The organism is Streptomyces sp. NPDC001020 (genome assembly GCF_053599115.1).
Genome location: NZ_JBSFLQ010000031.1, coordinates 68,812 through 89,465 on the forward strand (window position 1 = coordinate 68,812; position 20,654 = coordinate 89,465).

Here is a 20,654-nt window from a genome sequence, read left to right on the forward strand (position 1 = left end):
AATGACCGACAGCGCCTTCAACCGAGCGAAGCGGGGGCAAGATGAGCGACATGTGGATCGGTGAGAAGGTACGTCTGCGGGGTGTCGAGCCCAAGGACTGGGAAGGCTTTCGAGACCTGACTCGGAACACCGTCGATGTCCGCAACGCTGACCTGGTCGAGCCTCCCCGCTCGGACGAGAGTTTTCGTTCCTGGACTGCTGAGCGTGCTGGGCGCCCGCCAGGAGGCGAGGCGTTCAGGCTGGTGATCGAGGCGCTGGCCGACCGCGCTTTCGCCGGATCTGTGACAGTCGGAGAGACCGACAGCCGTGCCGGGCGGTTCAGAACGGGTATCGAGATCGCCCGCGATCACCGCCGCCAGGGCTTTGCGGCTGAAGCCACCGAACTGGTCCTCACCTACATGTTCGCCGAGCAGCGCTACAACAAGTGCGAAGTAGAGGTCTACGCGTTCAACGACGCCTCCCTCGCCCTCTACCACAAACTGGGCTTCGTCGAGGAAGGACGGCTTCGCCAGCACGAATTCTTCGCCGGCAGCTACCACGACGTCGTACTGCTCGGCATCACCGCTGCCGAATACTGGGCCGGTCACCGGCAGCCGTTGCTACGTTGACCGTGTCCCTTGGCGTGGTGCAGCCGATTCAACAGGGTGTATAAGACAAGGAGTTGCATTGCACGGAGAAGCGCCTGCTGGGGCACTTGACACAATCCCTGCCGGCGCACACACCGCTGGAAGAGCGCGAGCTTCACAACAGGTGAAGTCGTGCTCGGATGACGGGTCGTTCGCCCGGGCCGAGGTTGCGATTGGCATTCCCCGGAATCTGGGGCGCTTCGAAGGAGAAGCCGAGGTCGGCCAGGAACCTCATGCCTGGTTGCCGGCCTTCGGCCACCGACGCGGCCACTTGGGTGTAATCCTGTGCGGCGAGTTCGCGGAGGAGAGCGGAGGCCACCAGACGGCCCAACCCCTGGCCTCGATGTGCAGGGTGGATGAGGAACAGGCCGAGCGAGCAGGCATCTGCCGTTGGATACCGGAGTACGGCGTCGATCACGCCGACGATCTGTCCGTCGACTGTGACCGCGATGAGAGCCTTGTCCTCGAAGGCCGCCCCTTCAGGCAAGGCGTAGTACAGGCTCTGGACATCGCCGGGCGCCGCGGGCTGGCCCGTGGCGGCCGTGAACCAGTCTCCAGCCGCGTCGAACAGTGCGAGCACATCCTGCTCGTCATCCGGCTCCAAGTCTCTGATCCGTACTTTCCAGCCACCGAGTTCAAGGTCCAGCAACATAGAGGCAGCTTATTTCCGACTACTTCGTCTTGTGGCGGGGTCGGTGGAGGGCGAGCCGCCCGCCCCGTGTCGTAGCCGGGGCGGCGATGAAGGTGGCGAGCGCGTCGAGTTGGCGGGCCACGGCCTCGTAGCCCCTGATATCCCGGCCGTCTTACCTGCGGAACGCGACTCAGGTCCAACGAGCAGCTCCTGTCGCTGTGCACATGCCCGGCATGTCATGTCCGGGATACGTCTTCTCGACCATGCGTTCACCTCCGCTTCGCGCATGCCTGATGATCTGGCCCTCGTTGGTCCCCGTATCCGTTCGTCCAACGCTTCAAGGAGTCATTTCCATGCACAGTCCCACCCGCCGTCGCCTCACGGTCGCCACCGCGCTCATCGCCGCGACTACGGCTGCTGTGGCAGTCACCACCACCGCCGGTGCCTTCGACAGCAAGAAGCAGGCGAAGGACGCGATCCAGAGCGGGAAGGCGAAGAACGTCATCCTGCTCATCGGCGACGGCATGGGCGACTCGGAGATCACCCTCGCCCGTGACTACACGGTCGGCGCGGGCGGCCGCCTGAACATGGACAAGTTCCCGCTCACCGGTGCCTACACCACCTATGCGGTCCACGCCGACGGCACGCCGGACTACGTCACCGACTCCGCCGCCAGCGGCACCGGCTGGGCCACCGGCATGAAGACGGTCAACGGCCGCATCTCCAAGACCCCCGGCACCGACAACGCCGTCCCCACGCTGCTGGAACTCGCCCAGAAGAACGGTTACGCCACCGGCAGCGTCACCACCGCCGAACTCACCGACGCCACCCCGGCCGTCCTGGCCTCCCATGTCACCGACCGTTCCTGCCAGGGCCCGGCCGACATGGCCAAGTGCCCCACCGACACCCTCGCTGCCGGCGGCCCCGGCTCGATCGCCGAACAGTCCGTCAACCACAAGGTCGATGTCCTGTTGGGTGGCGGCAAGCAGCGCTTCGACCAGAAGGTCACCGACGGCGCCTACAAGGGCCTGACCGTCACCGAACAGGCCCACAAGCTCGGCTACCAGGTCGTCACCGACAACGCCGGCCTGAAGAGCGTGACAGCGAAACAGCCCGTGCTCGGCCTGTTCGCCCCGGGCAACGTGCCCACCGAATGGACCGGCAAGGCAGCCGCAGTCGGCGGCACGAACCCTCAGCGCTGCATCACCTCCAACCCCAACCGCCCGTCCACGACCCCGAGCCTGGCCGACTCCGCCGGCACGGCGATCCGGCTGCTCGAGGCCAAGCAGAAGCACTCCAAGCAGGGCTTCTTCCTGCAGATCGAGGGCGCCTCGATCGACAAGCAGGACCACGCCGCCGACCCCTGCGGCCAGATCGGTGAGACCGCCGCCTTCGACCAGGCGGTCAAGGTGGCCCGCGACTACGCGGCCAAGCACCCCGACACCCTTGTCGTCACCACCGCCGACCACGGCCACACCAGCCAGATCGTCCCCCTGGAAGCCACCCCTCCCGGTCTGTCCTCCACGCTCGTCACCGACGAAGGCCAGCAGCTGAAGGTCAACTACTCCACCAACACCCCGGGCCAGTCCCAGGAACACACCGGCACCCAGGTCCGCATCGCCGCCCAGGGCCCGGAGGCCTACCGCGTCCTCGGCCTCACCAACCAGACCGACCTGTTCACCACCATCCGCGAAGCACTTCGCCTGCGCTGAGCACCATGCGACCGAAAAGGGGAGGAGACCGGCTGCTGGTCGCCTCCCCTTTTCGGCTTCGACAGGGTGTTGTCCTGACTTGCGTCGCACTCACAGCATCGGGGTCATCGCTCTGCCCCATCGCCCGCGACCACAGGACGCACGGCGCCCGCATGGCGGTCCCGAGCGCGGCGTCGCCTCACGGGCAGCGATTCCACAGCCCGAGTCGGTCCCGCCAAAAGCTCGAGGACGTCGATGTCGTAGTGCGCTGCGACGGCCTCACAGCCGGCCAGGCTCCACACCGCAGTACCACTGTCACCAGCGGCGACGTTGTCTACCTCATCAACCAGTTCTCCAGCGGCACCTACCTGGACACCAACGGATACTCCACCCGGCAAGGCGCCAAATATGGCGTGTCCACGACCGCGACCAAGGACCGCGGCCCGGGCACCGGCAAGTGGCACATCTTCGGCAAGACGTCCTCCCCCACCGACGGCCACATCCGCACCAACGACATCGTGCGCCTGCTCAACGACTACGGCTCCGCCAACGGCGGCTTCCTCGACACCAACGGACACGCCAGCCAACACGGCGCCAAGTACGACGTCACCACCGGCCCTTACACAGACCGCGGCACGGGAACCGGCTCCTGGAAGGTACTGCGCACAACCTGAACCCCGGACGGCGAACACCAAGAACAGACCTGCCAAGGCCGGCCCCGGACTCAACTGGGCATGAATCGTCGGCCGGAAGGGCGGGAGGCCAGGTACCGGCCTCCCGCCCTCCGTCCTCGACGACCCCGCCGACGCGCTACTGACGTGGATCGGTGTCGTAGTCGTGCCGGGCCTGCTCGACCCTGTCCAGGTTGGCGGCAGCCCATTCGGCGAGGTGCGCGAAGAGTGGCGCCAGGCTGCGGCCCAGCTCGCTGATCTCGTACTCGACCCGAGGGGGGACCTCCGGGTGGTACGTACGCACGACCATGCCGTCGCGCTCCAACTGCCGCAGCCGCTGGGTCAGTACCTTCGGTGTGATCGTGCCGATCCGTCGTTCCAGTTCGACGAACCGCTGTCGGCCGTGCGTGTTGAGAGTCCACAGGATCGGCGTGGTCCACCGGCTGAACACGATGTCCACGACCGAACTGGTCGGACAGGCGAGTTCCGGATCGGTCCCAGCGGCTGCCACCCAGTCAGTGTTGCCGGTCACGCACACTCCTCGGATAGTCACTTTCCTCTAGGTACCTACTATATCCACGGTGTTAGCGTCCCCGTGTCGCCCGGAGAGCAGCTCTCCGCGACGTTCCCGCCCACTCGGGCGGCGACAACCATGCTGAATCGACAAGGGAGTTGTTCATGTTCGTAGTGACGGGGGCGACCGGCAACGTCGGCCGATCGCTCGTACAGGCCCTCGCGGCAACCGGTGCGCAGGTGACCGCGACATCCCGGGGGATCGCGGCGGCGGATGTGCCGGAGCGCGTCGAGCACACGCGGGCGGACCTGGTCGACCCTGAGAGCCTTCGGCCCGTATTCGACGGAGCCGACGCTCTGTTCCTGCAGAACGGGGGCCCCAGCGCGCACCTGCTGAGTCCACAGGACATTCTCGACGTCGCCAAGGCCGGCGGTGTCGAGCGAGTCGTCCTGTTGTCTTCCCAAGGAGTCGCCACCCGACCCCGGTCGGCCTCTCACGGGGACACGGCGCGCTCCATCGAGGAAGCCGTCCAGCGATCAGGCATGGCGTGGACCATCCTGCGTCCCGGAGGCTTCAACTCCAACGCGTACGCCTGGGCCGAGTCGGTCCGCACCCGAAGGACCGTCGCCGCGCCGTTCGCCGACATCGGCCTGCCTACCGTCGACCCGGACGACATCGCCGAGGTCGCCGCCGCAACCCTGCGGGAGGACGGCCACGCCGGACAGATCTACGAGCTGACCGGGCCCGCAATCAACACGCCCCGCCAGCGGGCCGAGGCGATTGCCGACGCACTCGGCGAACCTGTCCGGTTCATCGAGCAGACCCGCGACGAGGCCCGCACGCAGATGCTGCAGTTCATGCCCGAGCCCGTGGTCGAGACCACGCTGACCATCCTCGGCGAGCCCACCCCCGCCGAACGGCGCATCAGCCCCCACGTCGAGCAGGTCCTGGGCCGCGCGCCCCGCACCTTTGCCGACTGGGCTCAGCGTTACATCGCCGCTTTCAGATAGGACCGCTGTCTCCGGGCGAAGGGCAAAGAACCTCCTCTCAGAGCAGGGCGATACCGCAAGTACAAGATCCAAGCCCTCTTCCTGTATCCGCAGGGCGCGGGATACCCCTGATAGTGAGCGGCCGGTCAGCGGGCGCGGTGCGAAACGGAGTGGGTCATGGACGAAGAACGGTTTGAGGGCGACTGGCAGGTGGACGGGCGCTGCATGAACTGCGACGTCGCCCGGCAGCTTGCCCCCGGCCTGATCGGTGAGGTCGGCGGCCGCTCGGTCATCCTGCACCAGCCGCACGGCCAATCCGAGATCCGGCAGCTCCATGCCGCTGCGCACGCCTGCCCCACCCGGTCGATCCGTCCCCCGACCGGGCGGCTGGACGAAGCACTGGACCCGTTCCCGATGGCGCTGGACGACACCGTGCACCTGTGCGGGCACAACTCCACGCACACCGCAGGCGCCAACTCCTACCTGCTACGCCGCCCCGACGGCACCGCGATGATGGTGGACACACCGCGCTGGAGCACTTCGCTGGCCGCGCGCTACGAGGCGCTGGGCCCCGTCACCGATGTTCTGCTGACCCACCGCGACCACGCCGCACACGGCCGCCGCTACGCCGACCGCTTCGGCGCCCAGCTGTGGATCCACGAAGGTGACCTCGATGCCGCCCCGGACGCTGACCGTGTCCTCCGTGGCACCGACCCGGCGAGGATTGCCGAAGGGGTGGTCGCCTTCCCCCTTCCCGGCCACACGCGAGGTAGCGTGCTCTACCTCGCGGACGAGCGGTACTGCTTCAGCGGCGACAGCTTCTACTGGTCCCGCACGACAGCAGACATCGAGGTGGCCCACAGCGTCACCTGGTACTCCATCGGGGAACTGGCCGCCTCCCTGGCCCGGACCGCCGACCGGCTGTGCTTCGAGTGGCTGCTGCCGGGCCATGGCGACCGCCAACGCCTCCCCAGCGACGACATGGCCCAGCGGATGCGGCGGCTGACCGCGCGGACCCGAGAACTCCAGCCCCGCCCCGTCGACTTCACCGCGATGCGCTGGTAACAGCCATTGTTCTACGGCCGGTTCGAGCCGGACATGAATCCCACCTCGAATTGGCCGCCGCCGCGGCGGCGGCCAGGGTGCCCGGCCCCGCCCCGCGCCCGGAGTGCCCCCTGCCCCGTCGGCGGGCGGCTGGTCAGGCTCGGCCTGAACGACCGCCCGGCTCTCCTCTCTCCGGTACGACCACGCCAACTTCCGCGGCCGCTACTCCTACCCGGCCTCCGGCACTGGGCCAGCGGCAGTGGCGACCAGACCGCATCGCACTCGTGATCCGGCACGTCAGGGGATCTCGGCCTCGATGTGGGCGAGGTGGGCGGCGAGGATTTCCTCGAATGCGGCGCGGCGATCTGCTCCGAGGGGGCGGATGTCGCGGGCGAAGTGGGCCAGGACGGGGAAGCGTTCGGGGTCGGCGCCGAGCACCGCGACGCGGAATTGCTCCATGCCCTGTTCGTACTCCTTGGGGGTGATGGTGCTGATACCGGCCTCGGAGGCGATCAGGGAGGCGAGGAGGATCACGATGCGGTGGTATCGCACCGGAACCTCCTCGTCGGGCAGGGCGGACGCGCGCAGGGCCTCCAGCAGCTCCTCCATGACCAATCGGGATCCGGTGCCGCCGGACCCGTAGCGTCCCCACACCGTGGCGAGTTGGGGTTGCTCGCCGAAGGCCTCGCGCAGGTGCAGCGCAAGGGCGGTGACACGCTGCTTCCAGTCGCCCTCGGGGCGGTAGCCGTCCATGGCGGCCAGCAAGATCCGGTCGGCGACCGCGCGCAGCAGTTCGGTCTTGTTGCGGAAGTGCCGGTAGAGGCTGGAGGAGTCGGTCCCTAGCGCTGCGGCGAGTTTGCGCACGCTGAACGACTCGGCGTCGCTCGTGCGCAGCAGTTCCGCCGCCGTGTCCAGGATCTCCTCGGTCGACCATCGCCTTCGGCCAGTCATCTCGCCCCTCTCGTCCGTACTCAGACTAACCCATGCACTTGCTGATGCACGCACTGCGTGCATAATGAGGACAACGCACTGTCCGGCCACAACGACACACCCGGCATCCGGCCGGGAGGGGAGAAGGACACATGAGCGAGACCACTACCGCGACACGGCCGCCGGAGCCGGACTTCTCGGTGATCACGACCGAGGAACTGCGCGCCTACCGCGACGCGGAGAACCGCTTCCGGGCCTCCAGCGCGGCGCGGGCGATCCTCGGAGAGCCGGACACACGCGCCGCGATCGACTGGCAGGAGATCGCGCTACCCGGCCGCGACCTACCGGTCCGGGTCTACCGGCCGGCGCCGACAGGTGACGACGAAGCTGCGGCCCGAACCGACCTGCCACTCGTGGTCCATGTCCACGGAGGCGGCTTCGTGGGCACGGCGGTGCAGTGCGACTGGACCAACAGCCACCTCGCCGTGGAGCTGCCTGCCCTCGTCGTCTCGGTCGAGCACCGCCTCCTCGCCCCCGGCAGCCCGCTCGCGAACGCCGCCGAAGACGGCTGGGACGTGCTCGAGCACGTGGTGCGGCACGCCGCGCAGTGGGGCGTCGACCCGGCGCGCGCGGCCGTCTTCGGTGAGAGCTGCGGCGCGCTGATCAGCGCGCTGACGGCTGTCCGGGCAAGGGAGGCCGGCCTGGGACTCAAGGGGCAGGTGCTGGTCAACCCCGTAGTCGAGGTGACCGAGACGATGTCCGACTATCCCTCGATGGCCGAGTACGCGTACAGCCCGACTCGGGCCCTGCCGCTACTGCGGCTGTTCCAGCGGCTCGCCGTCCCACCGGGAGCCGACGCCAGCGCAGTCTCGCCGCTGTACGCGGACGACCTGAGCGGGCTCGCCCCGACGCTCGTGGTGGTGCCCACCCAGGACGCGGTCGCCGACCACGGCCGCCGCTACGCCGAGCGGCTGAGCGAGGCAGGGACCCCGGTGCGGCTTTCCGAGTATCCGGAAGCGAAGCATGCGTTCCTCACCCTGCCCGGCGTGGAACCACAGGCCGAGCCCGCCCAGGCGGAGATCCTCGCGTTCCTCCGCGCGGCCCTGGCAAAGTGACGGAGGAACGATGCACCCCACCCTTGGACCCGACGGCCCAGCGGTCTGCCGACTCGGCCTCGGCTGCATGAGCATGACCGGCATCTACGGCCCCACCGACGCGCACGAGGCCGCGGCCACTCTGCTGGAGACCTTCGATTCGGGCGTCACCATGTTCGACACCGGCGACTTCTACGGCGCCGGAGCAAACGAGGAACTCCTCGGCCGGACCCTCGAACCGCACCGCGACCGCGCCGTGCTGGCCACCAAGACCGGGGTCCGCCGCACCGCCGAGGGCCGACGAGAACCATCGCGACCGCGCAGATCCGCACCAACACAGGTCACGACCACCGCGCATCAGGGAGGAACACAGTGCAGCGCATCGGCATCATCGGAGTGGGTGAGATCGGCCGGGCCATCGTCGAGGGCCTACGCAAGGGGGGCGGTGCGTCGCCAGACGTCTTCCTCTCTCCCCGGGGGGCGCGCACTGCCGCCGAACTGTCCGAGCGCTTCGAGGGCGTCCATGTGTGCGCCGACAACCAGGGGGTGGTGGACCGCTCCGAGGTGGTGATCATCGCCGTGCGCCGCCAGGACCACCATGAGGCACTCGTCGGGCTGAAGATCGACGACGACAAGACCGTGGTCAACCTGATGGCCGGCATCGCCACCGACGACCTGCGCCGAACCCTTGCCACCGGCGCCCCGATCGTCCGCGCTATCCCGCTGCCCGTCGCGCGCGAGCGCCGCTCCGTCACCGTGACCTGCCCCTCGCACCCGGTGGTGGACTCTCTCTTTGAACAGTTGGGTGGAGCGCTCCCCGTCGCGGACGAGGGGGCCTTCAACGTCTTCTCCGCACTGACCGGGACGCTCACCGCCCACTACGCCTATCTCGCCACGCTCACCTCGTGGGCCACCGGCCATGGCATCGCCTCCGACGACGCCGACCGGTATGTGCGCGGCCTCTTCCAGCACGTCGGCCGCTCCCTGAGCGACGAGACCCGTCCTCTGCACCAACTCGCCGCCGATCATGAGACGCCCGAAGGGAACAACGAGCGCATCCGCACCACCTGGTTCGATCCGGGCAACGCGGCAGCCCTCGCAAGGGCCCTGGATGGCCTCCTCGCCGATCTGAAGTAAGGGCGTCCGGGCTGGGACGTGTGTCCAGACCGGGAGTGGCGATTCCGCTGCACGCCTCGGCCGGCAGCCGCAGTTCCCTCGCCTCGGCCGACTGCCCTACAGGCTGGGCCGGGTCCGTCATCGCGGCGGGATTGGTCCGCCGGTCGTCGGTGCCGAGCAGGCGGTCGAGTGTTTCCGGGGTGCAGGGGAGCAGGTCCGCGCCGGCGTTACTTGGTCAGGATCATGCCGAGGTCGATGGCGTCGGCCATCACCTTGTAGCCCAGGTCGCCCGGGTGCAGGTGGTCGCCCGAGTCGTAGGCCGGGAGCATGTACGCGGGGTTTGCGGGGTCGCGGACGGCCTTGTCGAAGTCGATGACTCCGTCGAAGGCACCGCTGGTGCGGATCCACTGGTTGACGGCCTGGCGCTGTTGTTCGCCGTAGGCGGTGCCGTAGTCGCCGCCGAACCTGTTGGAGCCCATGAAGGGCACCAGCGTGCCACCGTAGGTCTTCAGGCCGCGGGCGTGGGCCCGCCTGATGACCTCCTGGTAGCCGCAGGTGTTTCGGCGGCCAGAGCGTCGTGGAGCAGACACAAAGCACCGTGAGAGCTGTCGGGTGCCTCGACGACCGCCCGCACCGGCGTCGCCTGCCGCACCTGAATAATCACTTGCCTGTCGGACCGCCGCTCACAATCATGCCCACGATGAGCGACATACCCGAGCGATGGACCCAGGCCAACGTCTACCCCGATATGTGGGCGGACCCAGACGAGGATCCCCGCCACCTCGACGGAGTCAGCCCGGACGGTGAGTTGGCGACGCTGCAGGACTTCCTGCGCGGCTATCGACTGACCCTGCAGATGAAGTGCGAGGGGTTGAATCCGGAGCAGATGGCGCGCCGTTCGGTACCGCCGTCGACGATGTCCTTGCTGGGCTTGGTCCGCCATCTTGCCGAGGTGGAGCGGGACTGGCGCAACTGGATCGCGTCAGGAGAGCCGGCACCGAAGTTGTACGGAGCGCGCGACACCGACTTCGACGGAGCCGTCGCGGAACAGGCGTTGGTCGAGGGCGCTTTCGCCGATCTGGCCCGCGAACAGGCGGCAACGGATGCGGCGTTTGCCGAGTATGCGGATCTGGGCACGCGGGTGGGTAAAGACGGCGACTCGGTCCGGGAACTGTGGGTTCACCGCATCGAGGAGTACGCCCGCCACTGCGGCCACGCCGACCTGCTGCGCGAATGCCTCGACGGCCGGGTGGGGCAATAGTCCACTCGACCCGCTGAGGCAGAGCCCATGCGTTGCTCGCGCGGCAGGCTGGTCAGGCGGGAAGGGGGCGCCGGGTGCGATGCGGCCGCAGCTCGGGCAGACGAGGACCGGCTACGGACAAAGCAGTTCACTTTTTGACCGCCGGGCCAGTGGGCGGGGGCACCATGTGCGGGAACCCCCGCGCCTCGTTCAGCTCCAGGTCATATTGATCTCGCGTTCGAAGTTGACGTACCCAGCGCGCCGGAAGGCGCTCGCCATCGGGACGTTGCCAAGGTCCGTGGACGCGCGAATGCGGGGGACGTCCTGCTCGGCAAGGACGCGGGTGCCCTCGGCGAGAATTTCGTCGATGTAGCCGTTACCGCGGTGCGCGGGAAGGACCGCAACATAGGCGATGATGGGGTTGTAGCCGTTGTGGGCTGGGATGACGAACCCCACTGGCTCTCCATTGGGCAGGGTTGCGATGCGCCACCAGGTTCGCGGGCTGCTGTAGCGCGCTCGTTCGCCCTCGTAGTGCTTGACGGCCGCTTCTTGGGCGGACATCCGGGTCAGGTCGTCACGCCCGTGTGCGTCCAGCGTCCCGTCCAGAACTGAAGCCATCAGCGACATGAGTTCCTGCCCATCGTGCACCGGCCGGAACACGAGGCGCCTGCTGGGCACCGGAACTGGCGATTCCGGACGCCATTCCAAACGCAGTCGTTCGACGAAGAACCGAGCACCGGCCCGCTCCAGCACCGTCATGCGACCCTCGACAACTTGCCTGGTCACCGCGTTCTCACGCCAGTCCGGGGGGATGAAACGGCTGTATTCAGGGGGGTGCGACCCGTTCGGGAGGGTGGCGGCCATCGCGGTGTGCAGAAGCCGCACCCCGGTGCCCACGCGATCGGGAGTCGAGGTGCTGTCGTCGATGTCGAGGATATCCAGGATGAGTGGCACGTCACTGCCCGCTCGGCTCCACCAGGCCGCCCTCGCCAGCAGACGGTCACCGCGCAAAGCAACCCACATCCATTCCGGACGTCGGCGGTCGGCGGCAAGGTCGTCGGCCAATTCCTCATTGAGAACGTAAGGCAGCTGAGAGAAGAGGCCGAGTTCTTCGCGTCCGGTGATCGGACGCATGGTCAGGTCGTTCGTTTTCACGGTCAAGGCACGCTCCGGGGAAGGCGCCCGTCCGCTCCGAGGTCAGAGGCGGTCCGCACCCCGGGAGGACACAAGCGCGGTGATCATGGGGATCATGGGCTTATCCCTCCTCTCACTGTCGTGGCCCCCCCACCCTCGCGGCAGGGGTTCCGCCGTAACTTCTATCCAACCGCGACCCCACCCGCAAACCTTTTTCAAAAACCTGCTTCCAGCGACGCCTCATGAGCCCCTGTGTGTCAGCCGCAAGTTCCGATCACTGTGGTTCGCAGTACAGGAAGGCGGCCCAACCGACTTGTGTCGGGGTCGGCTTCATGGAGTTGGACGACCGATGCTGCTTCAAGTGCCGCAAATGCGGCGACACGCTACTTGTCACCACGGGCCTCGTCGGCAAAGCCCTGCTGCCGTACGGGAGGAAGGTACGCCGCCGGACGCCGTGGCAGCGGGCGATCTTCAGACGCGCGGCACCGGCCGTGTGTGCTCCAAAGCCTTGCGGGCGGCGAGATAGCCCGCAATCCTGAACGCCAGTTCATGGGAGCCGATCCTCTCGGCATGAGCCTGCCGCAGAACAACCTTGATGGCGGCTGCGACACCGTGCTCGGGCAGGTTCAACTGCTCCTTGATGCCCTCAGCAACTGCGGCGAAGAAGCGCGGCAGGTCCTCAGCGGGTTCATACTCCACCGTCAGCCCCTCGGCCACCTCGAAGGCGAAGCCCTCCACCGCGGGTTCGAAATCCACCACGATCATGGCGAACTGTGGCGCGCAGTTCTGCCTTTGATGCAGCACGCGCACGCCACGGATCGGATACGCGGGGAACCGGGGCGGGGCTGACGTCATGCCGTAACGCTACCGCTCCCCCGCTTCCCCGCCCCGTCGCAGCATCGCACCTGGTCTCGGGCGCTGTCGAGGAGGATGGTGAAGCTGATCCGCTCCATGACCAAACCCGGCCGGAAGGCCGCCGCGTCGGCGGCGATGCGAATGAGGGCCTGGTAAAGGCCGCCGAACCCGAGAAGCTCACCGCCGTGTTCGGGCCGGCCTTCACCGTGCAACTGCACTGCCCTCCGCCGCCCCCACAGCGCGCCACTGCTCCCACCGTCCCCGGGGGTTGTGTTCGGGCCCGGCCCAGCGTGAATCCGAGTCTGTCGATGGCCGCACGGACAGGGGTCGGACAGCGTCCGGACAAGATCAGGACGGGCTGTCCCGACAGCACTCGGACGCTTCCGCTGGCCCCCGGTCCCACCAAACGGTCCCTGGGCCCCGGCAGTGCTGCGCCTCACCCGGCCGACGTCCGACGCGGAGCGGGTCCCCGTGAGAGCTACCGGGACGAGCGACTGGGTTCCGGCCAGCCCCGGGCCACCCGCACCTACGAGCAGGGCATGATCTGGATCGCGGGGGCCGCCGGGCCGATCACTTTGCTGCACGTGCGGCGGATGGCCCGGCTGTTCGAGGCGATCGACAACCGGATCATTCCGGCCATCCAGGTCGACCTTGACGAGACGCTGCGTGCCGAGGGAAGCGTCCAGTTCGATCGAGGTCGGCTCGTCGTCACGCGCGCCGGGCTGGTCCACACGCCGCCGTACGGGCAGGGCGGGGAGTTCGCCTGGTCGCAGGTGCGGTCCGTGAAGGCGTCGAGCCACGGCGAACTGGAGATCCCGGTGACGGGCCAACCGCCGATCAGGTTCAGACTGTTGAACGCCTGGGCGGCCGTGGAAGTCGTCGAGGAACTGCACTCGGCAGCCGACGGCGGCCGGCCTGAGAACGGAGGCCAGAGCCACCGCTCGCGAACCGCTCACATCCGAGTCGGACTCCTCCACCCAAGCACCACAAAGACAAAGCGACGGCTATAGCCGTAACCCTGCCACCCGACACGCCATCTGAGTTGTCAGTGAGGTGTTGCCACGCCGGGCGCTACCGACGGCGTCTTTGTTGGATGGACCAGAGAGACGACGATTTTCGCGGGTCGTGGTGTTTCAGTGAAGTCGGCATGACCCCTTACAAATTCGTAGTCGCCTGTTCCACCCGTGACCGCCATCCGGAAACCCGAAGTGCCAGCCTTTGGGGTGACCAGCGCCTCCAGCATGATCTGGCCTTTTTTGGGCAGGTCCAGCGCGGCGTGACAGATGTTGGTGAACGTGTTGGGAGCGGTGCCGACCGCAGTGATTTTGCAGTAGTACGAGAAATTTCCGTCGCCTACTCTGTTGTTCCTCTCACTGGCTTTCCCGCTACCGCCGAATTCGTCCCCCGGCTTCTTTGATTTGAACGGATACCCGTACTGCGCGGTTCCAGTGACCGTCAGGTACAGCTTCTCTGTACCGACATCCTTGGTGGCTGCTGTTCCTGGCGAGACGGTGGCTGACACGCCTATCAAAGCAAATGCCGCACCAGCGACCACCCTAGCGGTTCTTTTCTTGTTCACTTTCTGACGCCCTTACCCTTCTTTGAGGGGCTTGCATTCGAGTTCCCGATCAGTTGACTGGCAGTACAGCCGGAGGTTCACGTTCCTGCAGGCCGGAGGAGTGCGAGCCATCACTTTGTCCTGGTGTAGCGTCACCCAAAGACATCTATGACCAGGCGTGATGCGCACGCTCAACACCGAGTCTTGGCCCTCCCACTTCGCGAGGCAAGTCGAACGTGCTGAACGTGGGATGCTGCTTTCCTGTAATCTGAAGAGGGTGCAGATCTTCTGAGGTTTGATCCCGCCGGGAGATCACTGCCTGGGACTCGCGCAGGACGGCGGCCAGGAGGTGAACGGCTTTCTGGTCGCCACTGCAGCTGCCGCCGTACGGTCTTGCCCTCGACGGCCAGGCCCATCCATTCGAGAACCTTGATCATCAGAGGCCACGTTTGCCATCTCCGGCCCGGACGACCCGCCCGTCCCGCCTCAGACACCCGCAATCAGCACGTCGCCCCGAATGAGAACGCATCAGCCCTGGCGGCCCTCTGCGTTTGCGCGGCATCCGGGCCGTCATTGCGTGCGAGCTCGTACAATGATCTTTCCGGTGTTCTGACCGCGCAGCATTCCCAGAAACGCGTCCACGATGCGCTCGAACCCGTCGACAACCGTCTCGTCCAGAGCCAGCCGGCCGCTCTGAAGATGCGGTACGGCGAATTCGTACAGTTCCTCTTGGACGTCACGGTAGTTGCTGACCAGGAAGCCCTCCATGCGGATGCTCTTCTCCACGATGTCCGCGTGGTTGAGGCTCAGAGGTGGCGCGTCAGGGGTGTTGTACTGGCTGATCGTGCCGATGCGGACGATGCGCCCGAACTCGCGCAGCGCTCCCACTGCCGCGGCCAACTGCTCGCCGCCGACGTTGTCGACGAACACGTCGATGCCGTCCGGTGCGATCTTGCCGAGCAGGTCGGCGGCGGGCCCGTCGTGGTAGTCGAAGACGGCGTCGTAGCCGACCTCCCGCCTGAGATGGTCGGCCTTCGATGCCGAGCCCGCGCTGCCCAGGAGCCGTCCGGCGCCGAGCAGTCGGGCGAACCGTCCGGTCGCCGTGCCGACCCCGCCTGCGGCCGCCGACACGAACAGGTCGTCGCCCTCCTGGAGCCGGGCGATCCGGGTCAGGCCCACATAGGCGGTCAGGCCGGTGCCACCGAGAATGCTCAAGTACGCGGTCAGTGGTACCCCGTCGAAGCGCGGCAGCCGCCGGATCTCATGGGGCGTGACCACTGCGTGCGTGCGCCAGCCCTGCCGGTGGAACACGATTTCGCCCTCGGTCAGTCGGGGCGTGCGCGAGGCTATGACCCGCCCGATGGTACGGCCCTCAAGCGGTGCGTCGAGCGCGAAGCCGCCGGGCACGTCGTCCATCATCTCGCGGTGATAGGGGTCGACGGACCAGTAGAGGTTTTCCACCAGCGCGCTACCGACCACGGGGGCGGGAAGCGTGGACTCAACGAAGGCGAAGTGCTCGGCGGTGGGAAAGCCGTGAGGTCGGGCAGTCTGGTGCACGGTGAGAGCGGTCTCGTTCATGGCCTGACCGTAGGACGGGAATGCCCCTGGTGAGCAGTGGGTTGGGCTCATGCGACACCCCGTTCCATGAGCAGTTCTCATACCTTGAGGTGAGCGCCCCGTGGCCCGCACGACCGACTCCGATCTCGCCCCGCACGAACTGCGCGTCCTGGTGACGGTCGCGGACACCGGCGGCTTCTCATCCGCGGCCGAGGTACTCGGTCTGACTCAGTCCGCGGTCTCCCACTCGGTGCGTGGCAGCGAGCGCAAGATCGGTGCCGTGCTCTTCGAACGCGGCCGCACCGGTGCCCGCCCGACGCCTGCCGGGGAGAAGGCCGTCGCACACGCCCGCCGCATCCTGCGCCTGCTGGACGTCCTGACCGTTGAGGCGCGCGGTGCGGCCGGGTCCGACGCGGCGGAGGGGCCGCTGCGGATCGCGGCCTTCCGCAGTGCGGCTCTCCATCTGCTGCCGCCGGTCCTTCAACGGCTGCGTGTCCGGCATCCCGGGATCGAGCCGCAGGTGCGGATCGTACGCGAAGTCGGGCGCGGTACCGCTGGTGAAGTGGCCGACGGGAAAGCTGATATCGCCCTGGCCACGCTGGGCGGCTCTGTGCCTCCACCACCGGGTCTGGTCGCGAGCGGACTCTTCGAGGAGCCGTATGCCCTGGTGCACGTGGCGGGACACGCCGCCCCGCGTTCGCTGCCGCTGGTCGACTGGGCCGAAAACTGTGGCTCGTACACCCGCGCCTGGTGGGCTGCACAGGACTGGATCCCGAAGGCGACCGTCGAGGCCGAGGACGACGGAGCGGTGCTCTCCTTGGTGAGCGGAGGTCACGGAATGGCGATCATGCCCGCGCTCTCCGTGGCCGGAGCACCGAACTCGGTCGAGATCAGCGATCTCGGCCCCAACCGCCCGACACGCCAGGTCGGCTACGTCACCACCTCAGAACTGGCCGGATCCTCTGTCGTGCGGGCGCTGGTGAGGGAACTGCGAGCCACGGTCACCCAAGATATGAGCATGCTCAGTTTCGAGGCCTGAGGTCGAGTGCGCAACCGGGGTGCGACCGTCAGGGGTGTCCTGGGCGCGCGCATGACGAGCCGTTACAGGACCTGAGGGACCTTGTAAGCAATGCCGCCTTCGACGCGGTGCCCCGACCCGAGACACCACTGTTGGCCGGAGGCTCCACAGTCGCGCTGCTCGTCGTCGATCTCCCGCTCACCCTGCTCGGCGTTGCTCTTGTTCCGCTTCTGACCTGGGCGTTGACCAGCCGCTGGGTGGGTCGGCCGTGGGTTGCGGTACTCACCGCCCTGGCCGCACTCTCCCTCGGGGTGTGGGGACTTCTGGAGTGGTGGACTCCCCGCCATCCTCCCGACTTCGGTGACGGGCACAGCATCTGACCGCAGACCCGGTCTGCGGCACCTGCGCATGTCAGCTCGACGAACGGCGAGAAGCCGTGCCACCCTCGGCGTTCTCGAGCAGATCAAGCCCGGCCGCAGAATCGGGGAGGCGCATCGTCGCTTCCCTCCGGCAGTCGTGTCGGTCGCGCTGGGGCGAGGCGCACGGAGAGTACCCAGGCGGTGAATGCGACCGCGGCATAGGAGGCGCCGAGAAGGCTGACGGCTCGCCAGCCTGCGTTCGTGTAGGCCCAGGTCGTCGTGACCGCGCCGAGGGCTGAGCCAAGAGAATAGAAGGCCATGTACGCGCCGATGGCGCTGCTGGTCCGGTCGGGATGCGCCCCGGTGAGGAGGTGCTGGTTGCTGACGTGGACGGCCTGCACGGCGAAGTCCAGCAGGAGCACACCGGCCCCCAGCAGCCACAGTGAACGTCCTGTCTGTCCGATGAGCAGCCATGAGGCGGCAAGGGCCAACAGCGACCAGCCGGTCACCGAGCTCGCGCGGCCTCGATCCGCCCAGCGCCCGGCTCGGCCGGCGCCGAGCGCTCCTGCGAGGCCGGCGAACCCGAAGAGGCCCACCTGCGCGGGACTCAGATGCCAGGGGGCGGCTTCGAGCGGGAGCGTGATGCCGCTCCAGAGAGTCCCGAACGATGCGAACAGGAAGAACGCGATCACCGACCGGCTCAGGAGCAGTCGATCCCGCAGGGCGAGCCGGACCATCGAGCGGATCAGCTGTCCGTAACGGGCTGGGACGCCCTCGCGCCGGGCGTCGGGAGGAAGCGCGACCAGGACGAGCAGGGCAAGGACGTTGGAGACCGCGGCCAGGGTGACGTAGACACTCCTCCAACCCCACAAGTCGGTGAGCGCTCCTGCGGCCGCCCGGGCGCCAAGAATGCCCACCGTCACACCAGAGGTGACCACACCGATGTTGCGCCCCCGCTCGTGCGGCGGCGATATGGCTGCCGTGTAGGCGACTGTGGTCTGCACGACGACCGCGAACAGACCCGCGACACCGAGCCCGGCAAGCCCGACCGCCCAGATGTGCGAGACGGAGACGATGCCGGTCCCGACGGCGGTCAGCGCCAGATGACCGGCGATGAGGCGGCGCCGGTTCAGCACATCGCCCAGCGGGACGAGCACGATCAGGCCGAACAGGTAGCCGCCCTGCGCGACCGCGACCAACCACCCCAGGGCGCTCGGCCGCACCCCCAGTCCGGAGCCGATGTCCGCCAGTACGGGTTGTACGGCATAGACGTTCGCCACGGCGACCGCACACACCACCACCAGCAGAAGTCTTCGGCCTCCGGTCAGGGTTCCGGGCACGACAGCTCCAATCGGTAGCACATTGCAACTGATTGAACCGTAGGCCAGAATGGTTTCGATACGCAACTCCTTAGGAGCTCCGATGCCGACGCCAGCACAGACACCGAAGCCCTCCTCGGGCTGGACTGATCCCACCTGCCCGGTGGCACGCACACTCGACCTCGTCGGTGATCGCTGGAGTCTTCTGATCATCCGGGATGCCATGGACGGCGCTTCCGCGTTCAGCGACTTCCACCGGCGCCTCGGGATCGCCCGCAACATCCTCACCGACCGGCTGCGCCGGCTGGTCGAGCTGGGCATCCTCGCCCAGGACACCGCCGCTTCCGGCAAACGGCGGATCTATGTGCTCACCGAAACGGGACGGGATCTGTTCACGCTGATCGTCGCTCTCCGGCAGTGGGGCGAACGCCATACCTTCTCCCCCGGCGAAGCCCACTCGCTGCTCGTCGACGAGCACGGCAGAACCGTGCCCCCCCTTCTTCCCCGAGGCGAGGCGGACGAGGTGCTCACGTCCGACACCACACGTGTCGAGAAGGTGTAGAAACGCCTTGGGACTGATGGGATCGCATGCCGTTGAGTCGTGGCCCGGACCCAGCCCGCGACGGCACAAAAACCGTTGGGCCCTCCGGGCCTTCCTCATGGAGGATGAAGGTCATGAACTACGGCGTGGCGGATCCCGCACGGCTCGGGCACACCCTGCTTCCCGACGGACGGCGTCTGGCCTGGGCAGAGTGGGGGCCCGAGGAAGGTACGGCCGTGCTGCTGTGCCCGGGCGCGGCAACCAGCAGATGACTCGGCTTCGGCAGCGACCTGGTCGAGGACGCAGGGATCCGTCTGATCAGCATCGACCGGCCTGGCCTCGGCGCCTCCGACCCGGACCCGGACCGGACACTGCGCAGTTGGGCCGCCGATGTCCGGCACCTTGCCCATGCCCGGGGGCTGCGTGCACGCCGATGCCATCCTCCGCTCCCTGCTCGACCGCCTTGCAACCCCCTGAGCGGTAACCGCCCCGACTCGAGCGGCGGTTGGGCGAGAAGGGTGTGCCGGAGGCCTGCCATTTCCGATCAGCCCGAAGGTCGACCATGACGGTGGCCTCGGCTCAGCATCATCGGGTGCTGACTGACGCCGTCACCGCAACGCATCACAGCACTGCGGTAGTCCCTTCTCCGGACGTGCTGCCCGCGAGCCACTGGTCCCATCCCAGGTTGAAGTCGGCGTAGCCGTTGTCGGCCGGGGCCTTGGCGCGGGGGGAGCCCGTGATGGTGACGGGGTCGCCCTGCTTGACCTGGCCGTAGAACCACTTGGCGTCCGACAGGGACAGGTGGACGCAGCCGTGGGAGCCGCGCGCGCTGCCGCTCCCCGGGGAAGGGTCACCGGTCGAGTAGTGCACGTACGTGCCGGACTGGGTGAGGTGTACGTCCCAGGGCAGCGTCAGGTCGTAGAAGTTGGGGTTGCCCTTGTCACAGCTTATGCCAACACTGCAGGAGGTCATATGGACCTTCTCCTGCTTGTCGATGACGGCCATCGTGCCGTTCCACGTCGGGTACTGAGCGCTGCCCGCGTTGATCGACAAGGTGCGCACCATCTTGCCGTTCCGGGTCACCTTCATGGTGTGGCCGGTCACCGAGACATCCGCACGCACGTCGTCGCCGATGGTGAAGGTGTGCGTGTAACCGCGTACGCCGTAGCGTCCGTTGCCGTTGCTGACGCCCTTCATGTCGGCATCGATCTTCACCTTCGTGCCGGCGGGCCAGTACGTCTTCGGTCGCCAGTCGGCGCGCTTGTCACCGAACCAGTGCCAGGCGCCCGCCACCGGCTGCGAGGCGCTCACCTTCATGTGCTTCTCCACCGTGGCCCGTGCCTTTGGCGCCACCGGATTCGTGAAGACCACCGATATCGGCATGGCCACGCCGACGGTGGTTCCCGTCTGCGGGGTGATCGTCTCCAGCAGCATCGGCGGGCCCGCGGGCTTCGTCGGTGAAGCGGAGGCGCTCGTACCCGGGTTGCCCGACGGCTTCGTGTCGTCCCCGCTCGCCTGGTCACTCCCTCCCCCGCCCCCGCAGGCAGTCGCGCCCACCAGCACCGCACCCGTGACGAGTGCAACCCTTATGCCGCCCTTGCGCCGTCCCACAACCTGCCCCGCTCTCTCGCTTTTCGGCCCTGACAGGCCCGACTTCCTGTCAGACAGCCGGGCTCGGGACGCAGTTGCACACGTCGCGTAAAGCGTGTCTCAAAACTCGGGGCGGCACCGTCGGTTCGGGGCCGAGCGCGACGCCGTTGCCTCCTT

23 protein-coding genes and 3 pseudogenes are annotated in these 20,654 nt (G+C 67.6%); 14 read left to right on the forward strand and 12 right to left on the reverse strand.

The window, feature by feature from the left end; genetic code table 11:
• Nucleotides 1-41: 41 nt before the first annotated feature.
• Nucleotides 42-608 carry a GNAT family N-acetyltransferase gene (locus tag ACWDEX_RS26440; RefSeq protein ID WP_450466582.1) on the forward strand — a complete coding sequence of 189 codons (567 nt, stop codon included), beginning with the start codon at nucleotides 42-44 and terminating at the stop codon, nucleotides 606-608.
• Nucleotides 609-741: 133 nt separating this feature from the next.
• Here the strand turns inward: ACWDEX_RS26440 and ACWDEX_RS26445 are convergent, their stop codons facing one another.
• A complete protein-coding gene (locus tag ACWDEX_RS26445; protein ID WP_450466584.1) occupies nucleotides 742-1,278 on the reverse strand; it encodes an N-acetyltransferase family protein in 537 nt (178 codons plus the stop codon).
• A gap of 49 nt (nucleotides 1,279-1,327) precedes the next feature.
• A pseudogene (locus ACWDEX_RS26450) lies at nucleotides 1,328-1,417 on the reverse strand (transcriptional regulator); the annotation flags it as partial.
• 193 nt (nucleotides 1,418-1,610) lie between these two features.
• On the opposite strand from ACWDEX_RS26450, the gene ACWDEX_RS26455 reads away from it, so the two are divergent.
• On the forward strand, nucleotides 1,611-2,969 hold the full coding sequence (locus ACWDEX_RS26455; RefSeq protein ID WP_450466586.1) for an alkaline phosphatase: 1,359 nt from the start codon (nucleotides 1,611-1,613) through the stop codon (nucleotides 2,967-2,969).
• Between the two features lie 152 nt (nucleotides 2,970-3,121).
• On the forward strand, nucleotides 3,122-3,622 hold the full coding sequence (locus tag ACWDEX_RS26460; RefSeq protein ID WP_450466588.1) for a hypothetical protein: 501 nt from the start codon (nucleotides 3,122-3,124) through the stop codon (nucleotides 3,620-3,622).
• Between the two features lie 136 nt (nucleotides 3,623-3,758).
• Here the strand turns inward: ACWDEX_RS26460 and ACWDEX_RS26465 are convergent, their stop codons facing one another.
• Nucleotides 3,759-4,151 carry a winged helix-turn-helix transcriptional regulator gene (locus ACWDEX_RS26465; protein ID WP_450466590.1) on the reverse strand — a complete coding sequence of 131 codons (393 nt, stop codon included), beginning with the start codon at nucleotides 4,149-4,151 and terminating at the stop codon, nucleotides 3,759-3,761.
• 146 nt (nucleotides 4,152-4,297) lie between these two features.
• Between ACWDEX_RS26465 and ACWDEX_RS26470 the strand changes: the two genes are divergently transcribed.
• Together ACWDEX_RS26470 and ACWDEX_RS26475 are read left to right on the forward strand one after the other, a co-directional pair.
• Nucleotides 4,298-5,143 carry an SDR family oxidoreductase gene (locus tag ACWDEX_RS26470; protein ID WP_450466592.1) on the forward strand — a complete coding sequence of 282 codons (846 nt, stop codon included), beginning with the start codon at nucleotides 4,298-4,300 and terminating at the stop codon, nucleotides 5,141-5,143.
• A gap of 156 nt (nucleotides 5,144-5,299) precedes the next feature.
• Nucleotides 5,300-6,187: a 4Fe-4S domain-containing protein gene (locus ACWDEX_RS26475; protein ID WP_450466594.1), complete on the forward strand. Its 888-nt coding sequence runs from the start codon at nucleotides 5,300-5,302 to the stop codon at nucleotides 6,185-6,187.
• A 276-nt stretch (nucleotides 6,188-6,463) separates the two neighbouring features.
• Here ACWDEX_RS26475 and ACWDEX_RS26480 read toward each other — a convergent pair whose 3' ends face one another.
• Entirely contained in the window at nucleotides 6,464-7,117 is a 654-nt protein-coding gene (locus ACWDEX_RS26480; RefSeq protein ID WP_450466596.1) for a TetR/AcrR family transcriptional regulator, read from the reverse strand.
• A gap of 131 nt (nucleotides 7,118-7,248) precedes the next feature.
• Here ACWDEX_RS26480 and ACWDEX_RS26485 point away from each other — a divergent pair, with 131 nt between their 5' ends.
• The 3 genes and pseudogenes from ACWDEX_RS26485 to ACWDEX_RS26495 all read left to right on the forward strand — a co-directional run bounded on the left by ACWDEX_RS26485 (nucleotide 7,249) and on the right by ACWDEX_RS26495 (nucleotide 9,327).
• Nucleotides 7,249-8,211 (forward strand): alpha/beta hydrolase, encoded by a 963-nt coding sequence (locus ACWDEX_RS26485; protein ID WP_450466598.1) that lies wholly within the window; start codon nucleotides 7,249-7,251, stop codon nucleotides 8,209-8,211.
• A gap of 10 nt (nucleotides 8,212-8,221) precedes the next feature.
• A pseudogene (locus ACWDEX_RS26490) lies at nucleotides 8,222-8,467 on the forward strand (aldo/keto reductase); the annotation flags it as partial.
• A gap of 95 nt (nucleotides 8,468-8,562) precedes the next feature.
• On the forward strand, nucleotides 8,563-9,327 hold the full coding sequence (locus ACWDEX_RS26495) for an NAD(P)-binding domain-containing protein (protein WP_450466600.1): 765 nt from the start codon (nucleotides 8,563-8,565) through the stop codon (nucleotides 9,325-9,327).
• 55 nt (nucleotides 9,328-9,382) lie between these two features.
• On the opposite strand, the pseudogene ACWDEX_RS26500 reads toward ACWDEX_RS26495, so the two are convergent.
• Nucleotides 9,383-9,526 (reverse strand): annotated as a pseudogene (locus ACWDEX_RS26500) (erythromycin esterase family protein); the annotation flags it as partial.
• A 7-nt stretch (nucleotides 9,527-9,533) separates the two neighbouring features.
• Nucleotides 9,534-9,896 carry a GDSL-type esterase/lipase family protein gene (locus ACWDEX_RS26505; protein ID WP_450466602.1) on the reverse strand — a complete coding sequence of 121 codons (363 nt, stop codon included), beginning with the start codon at nucleotides 9,894-9,896 and terminating at the stop codon, nucleotides 9,534-9,536.
• Between the two features lie 110 nt (nucleotides 9,897-10,006).
• On the opposite strand from ACWDEX_RS26505, the gene ACWDEX_RS26510 reads away from it, so the two are divergent.
• Nucleotides 10,007-10,567, forward strand: coding sequence for a DinB family protein (locus tag ACWDEX_RS26510; protein ID WP_450466604.1), 561 nt, complete (start codon nucleotides 10,007-10,009; stop codon nucleotides 10,565-10,567).
• A 189-nt stretch (nucleotides 10,568-10,756) separates the two neighbouring features.
• Here ACWDEX_RS26510 and ACWDEX_RS26515 read toward each other — a convergent pair whose 3' ends face one another.
• Together ACWDEX_RS26515 and ACWDEX_RS26520 are read right to left on the reverse strand one after the other, a co-directional pair.
• Entirely contained in the window at nucleotides 10,757-11,680 is a 924-nt protein-coding gene (locus ACWDEX_RS26515; RefSeq protein WP_450466629.1) for a GNAT family N-acetyltransferase, read from the reverse strand.
• A 471-nt stretch (nucleotides 11,681-12,151) separates the two neighbouring features.
• Nucleotides 12,152-12,535 (reverse strand): hypothetical protein, encoded by a 384-nt coding sequence (locus tag ACWDEX_RS26520; RefSeq protein WP_450466606.1) that lies wholly within the window; start codon nucleotides 12,533-12,535, stop codon nucleotides 12,152-12,154.
• 539 nt (nucleotides 12,536-13,074) lie between these two features.
• Between ACWDEX_RS26520 and ACWDEX_RS26525 the strand changes: the two genes are divergently transcribed.
• A complete protein-coding gene (locus tag ACWDEX_RS26525; protein WP_450466607.1) occupies nucleotides 13,075-13,545 on the forward strand; it encodes a hypothetical protein in 471 nt (156 codons plus the stop codon).
• A 35-nt stretch (nucleotides 13,546-13,580) separates the two neighbouring features.
• Here the strand turns inward: ACWDEX_RS26525 and ACWDEX_RS26530 are convergent, their stop codons facing one another.
• On the reverse strand, nucleotides 13,581-14,114 hold the full coding sequence (locus tag ACWDEX_RS26530; protein WP_450466608.1) for a hypothetical protein: 534 nt from the start codon (nucleotides 14,112-14,114) through the stop codon (nucleotides 13,581-13,583).
• 549 nt (nucleotides 14,115-14,663) lie between these two features.
• Nucleotides 14,664-15,671, reverse strand: a complete 1,008-nt coding sequence (locus tag ACWDEX_RS26535; RefSeq protein ID WP_450466610.1) for an NADP-dependent oxidoreductase — start codon at nucleotides 15,669-15,671, stop codon at nucleotides 14,664-14,666.
• Nucleotides 15,672-15,771: 100 nt separating this feature from the next.
• Between ACWDEX_RS26535 and ACWDEX_RS26540 the strand changes: the two genes are divergently transcribed.
• Both ACWDEX_RS26540 and ACWDEX_RS26545 read left to right on the forward strand, forming a co-directional pair.
• Nucleotides 15,772-16,689 carry a LysR family transcriptional regulator gene (locus ACWDEX_RS26540; RefSeq protein ID WP_450466611.1) on the forward strand — a complete coding sequence of 306 codons (918 nt, stop codon included), beginning with the start codon at nucleotides 15,772-15,774 and terminating at the stop codon, nucleotides 16,687-16,689.
• A gap of 107 nt (nucleotides 16,690-16,796) precedes the next feature.
• Nucleotides 16,797-17,048: a hypothetical protein gene (locus tag ACWDEX_RS26545; RefSeq protein ID WP_450466612.1), complete on the forward strand. Its 252-nt coding sequence runs from the start codon at nucleotides 16,797-16,799 to the stop codon at nucleotides 17,046-17,048.
• Nucleotides 17,049-17,131: 83 nt separating this feature from the next.
• On the opposite strand, the gene ACWDEX_RS26550 is transcribed toward ACWDEX_RS26545, so the two are convergent.
• Complete coding sequence (locus ACWDEX_RS26550) at nucleotides 17,132-18,367, reverse strand: MFS transporter (RefSeq protein ID WP_450466614.1); 1,236 nt, start codon at nucleotides 18,365-18,367, stop codon at nucleotides 17,132-17,134.
• A gap of 82 nt (nucleotides 18,368-18,449) precedes the next feature.
• Here ACWDEX_RS26550 and ACWDEX_RS26555 point away from each other — a divergent pair, with 82 nt between their 5' ends.
• Together ACWDEX_RS26555 and ACWDEX_RS26560 are read left to right on the forward strand one after the other, a co-directional pair.
• Nucleotides 18,450-18,908, forward strand: a complete 459-nt coding sequence (locus ACWDEX_RS26555) for a winged helix-turn-helix transcriptional regulator (protein WP_450466615.1) — start codon at nucleotides 18,450-18,452, stop codon at nucleotides 18,906-18,908.
• 113 nt (nucleotides 18,909-19,021) lie between these two features.
• Nucleotides 19,022-19,159: a hypothetical protein gene (locus ACWDEX_RS26560; protein ID WP_450466616.1), complete on the forward strand. Its 138-nt coding sequence runs from the start codon at nucleotides 19,022-19,024 to the stop codon at nucleotides 19,157-19,159.
• Between the two features lie 349 nt (nucleotides 19,160-19,508).
• On the opposite strand, the gene ACWDEX_RS26565 is transcribed toward ACWDEX_RS26560, so the two are convergent.
• Nucleotides 19,509-20,498: a L,D-transpeptidase gene (locus tag ACWDEX_RS26565; protein WP_450466618.1), complete on the reverse strand. Its 990-nt coding sequence runs from the start codon at nucleotides 20,496-20,498 to the stop codon at nucleotides 19,509-19,511.
• Nucleotides 20,499-20,654: the final 156 nt, after the last annotated feature.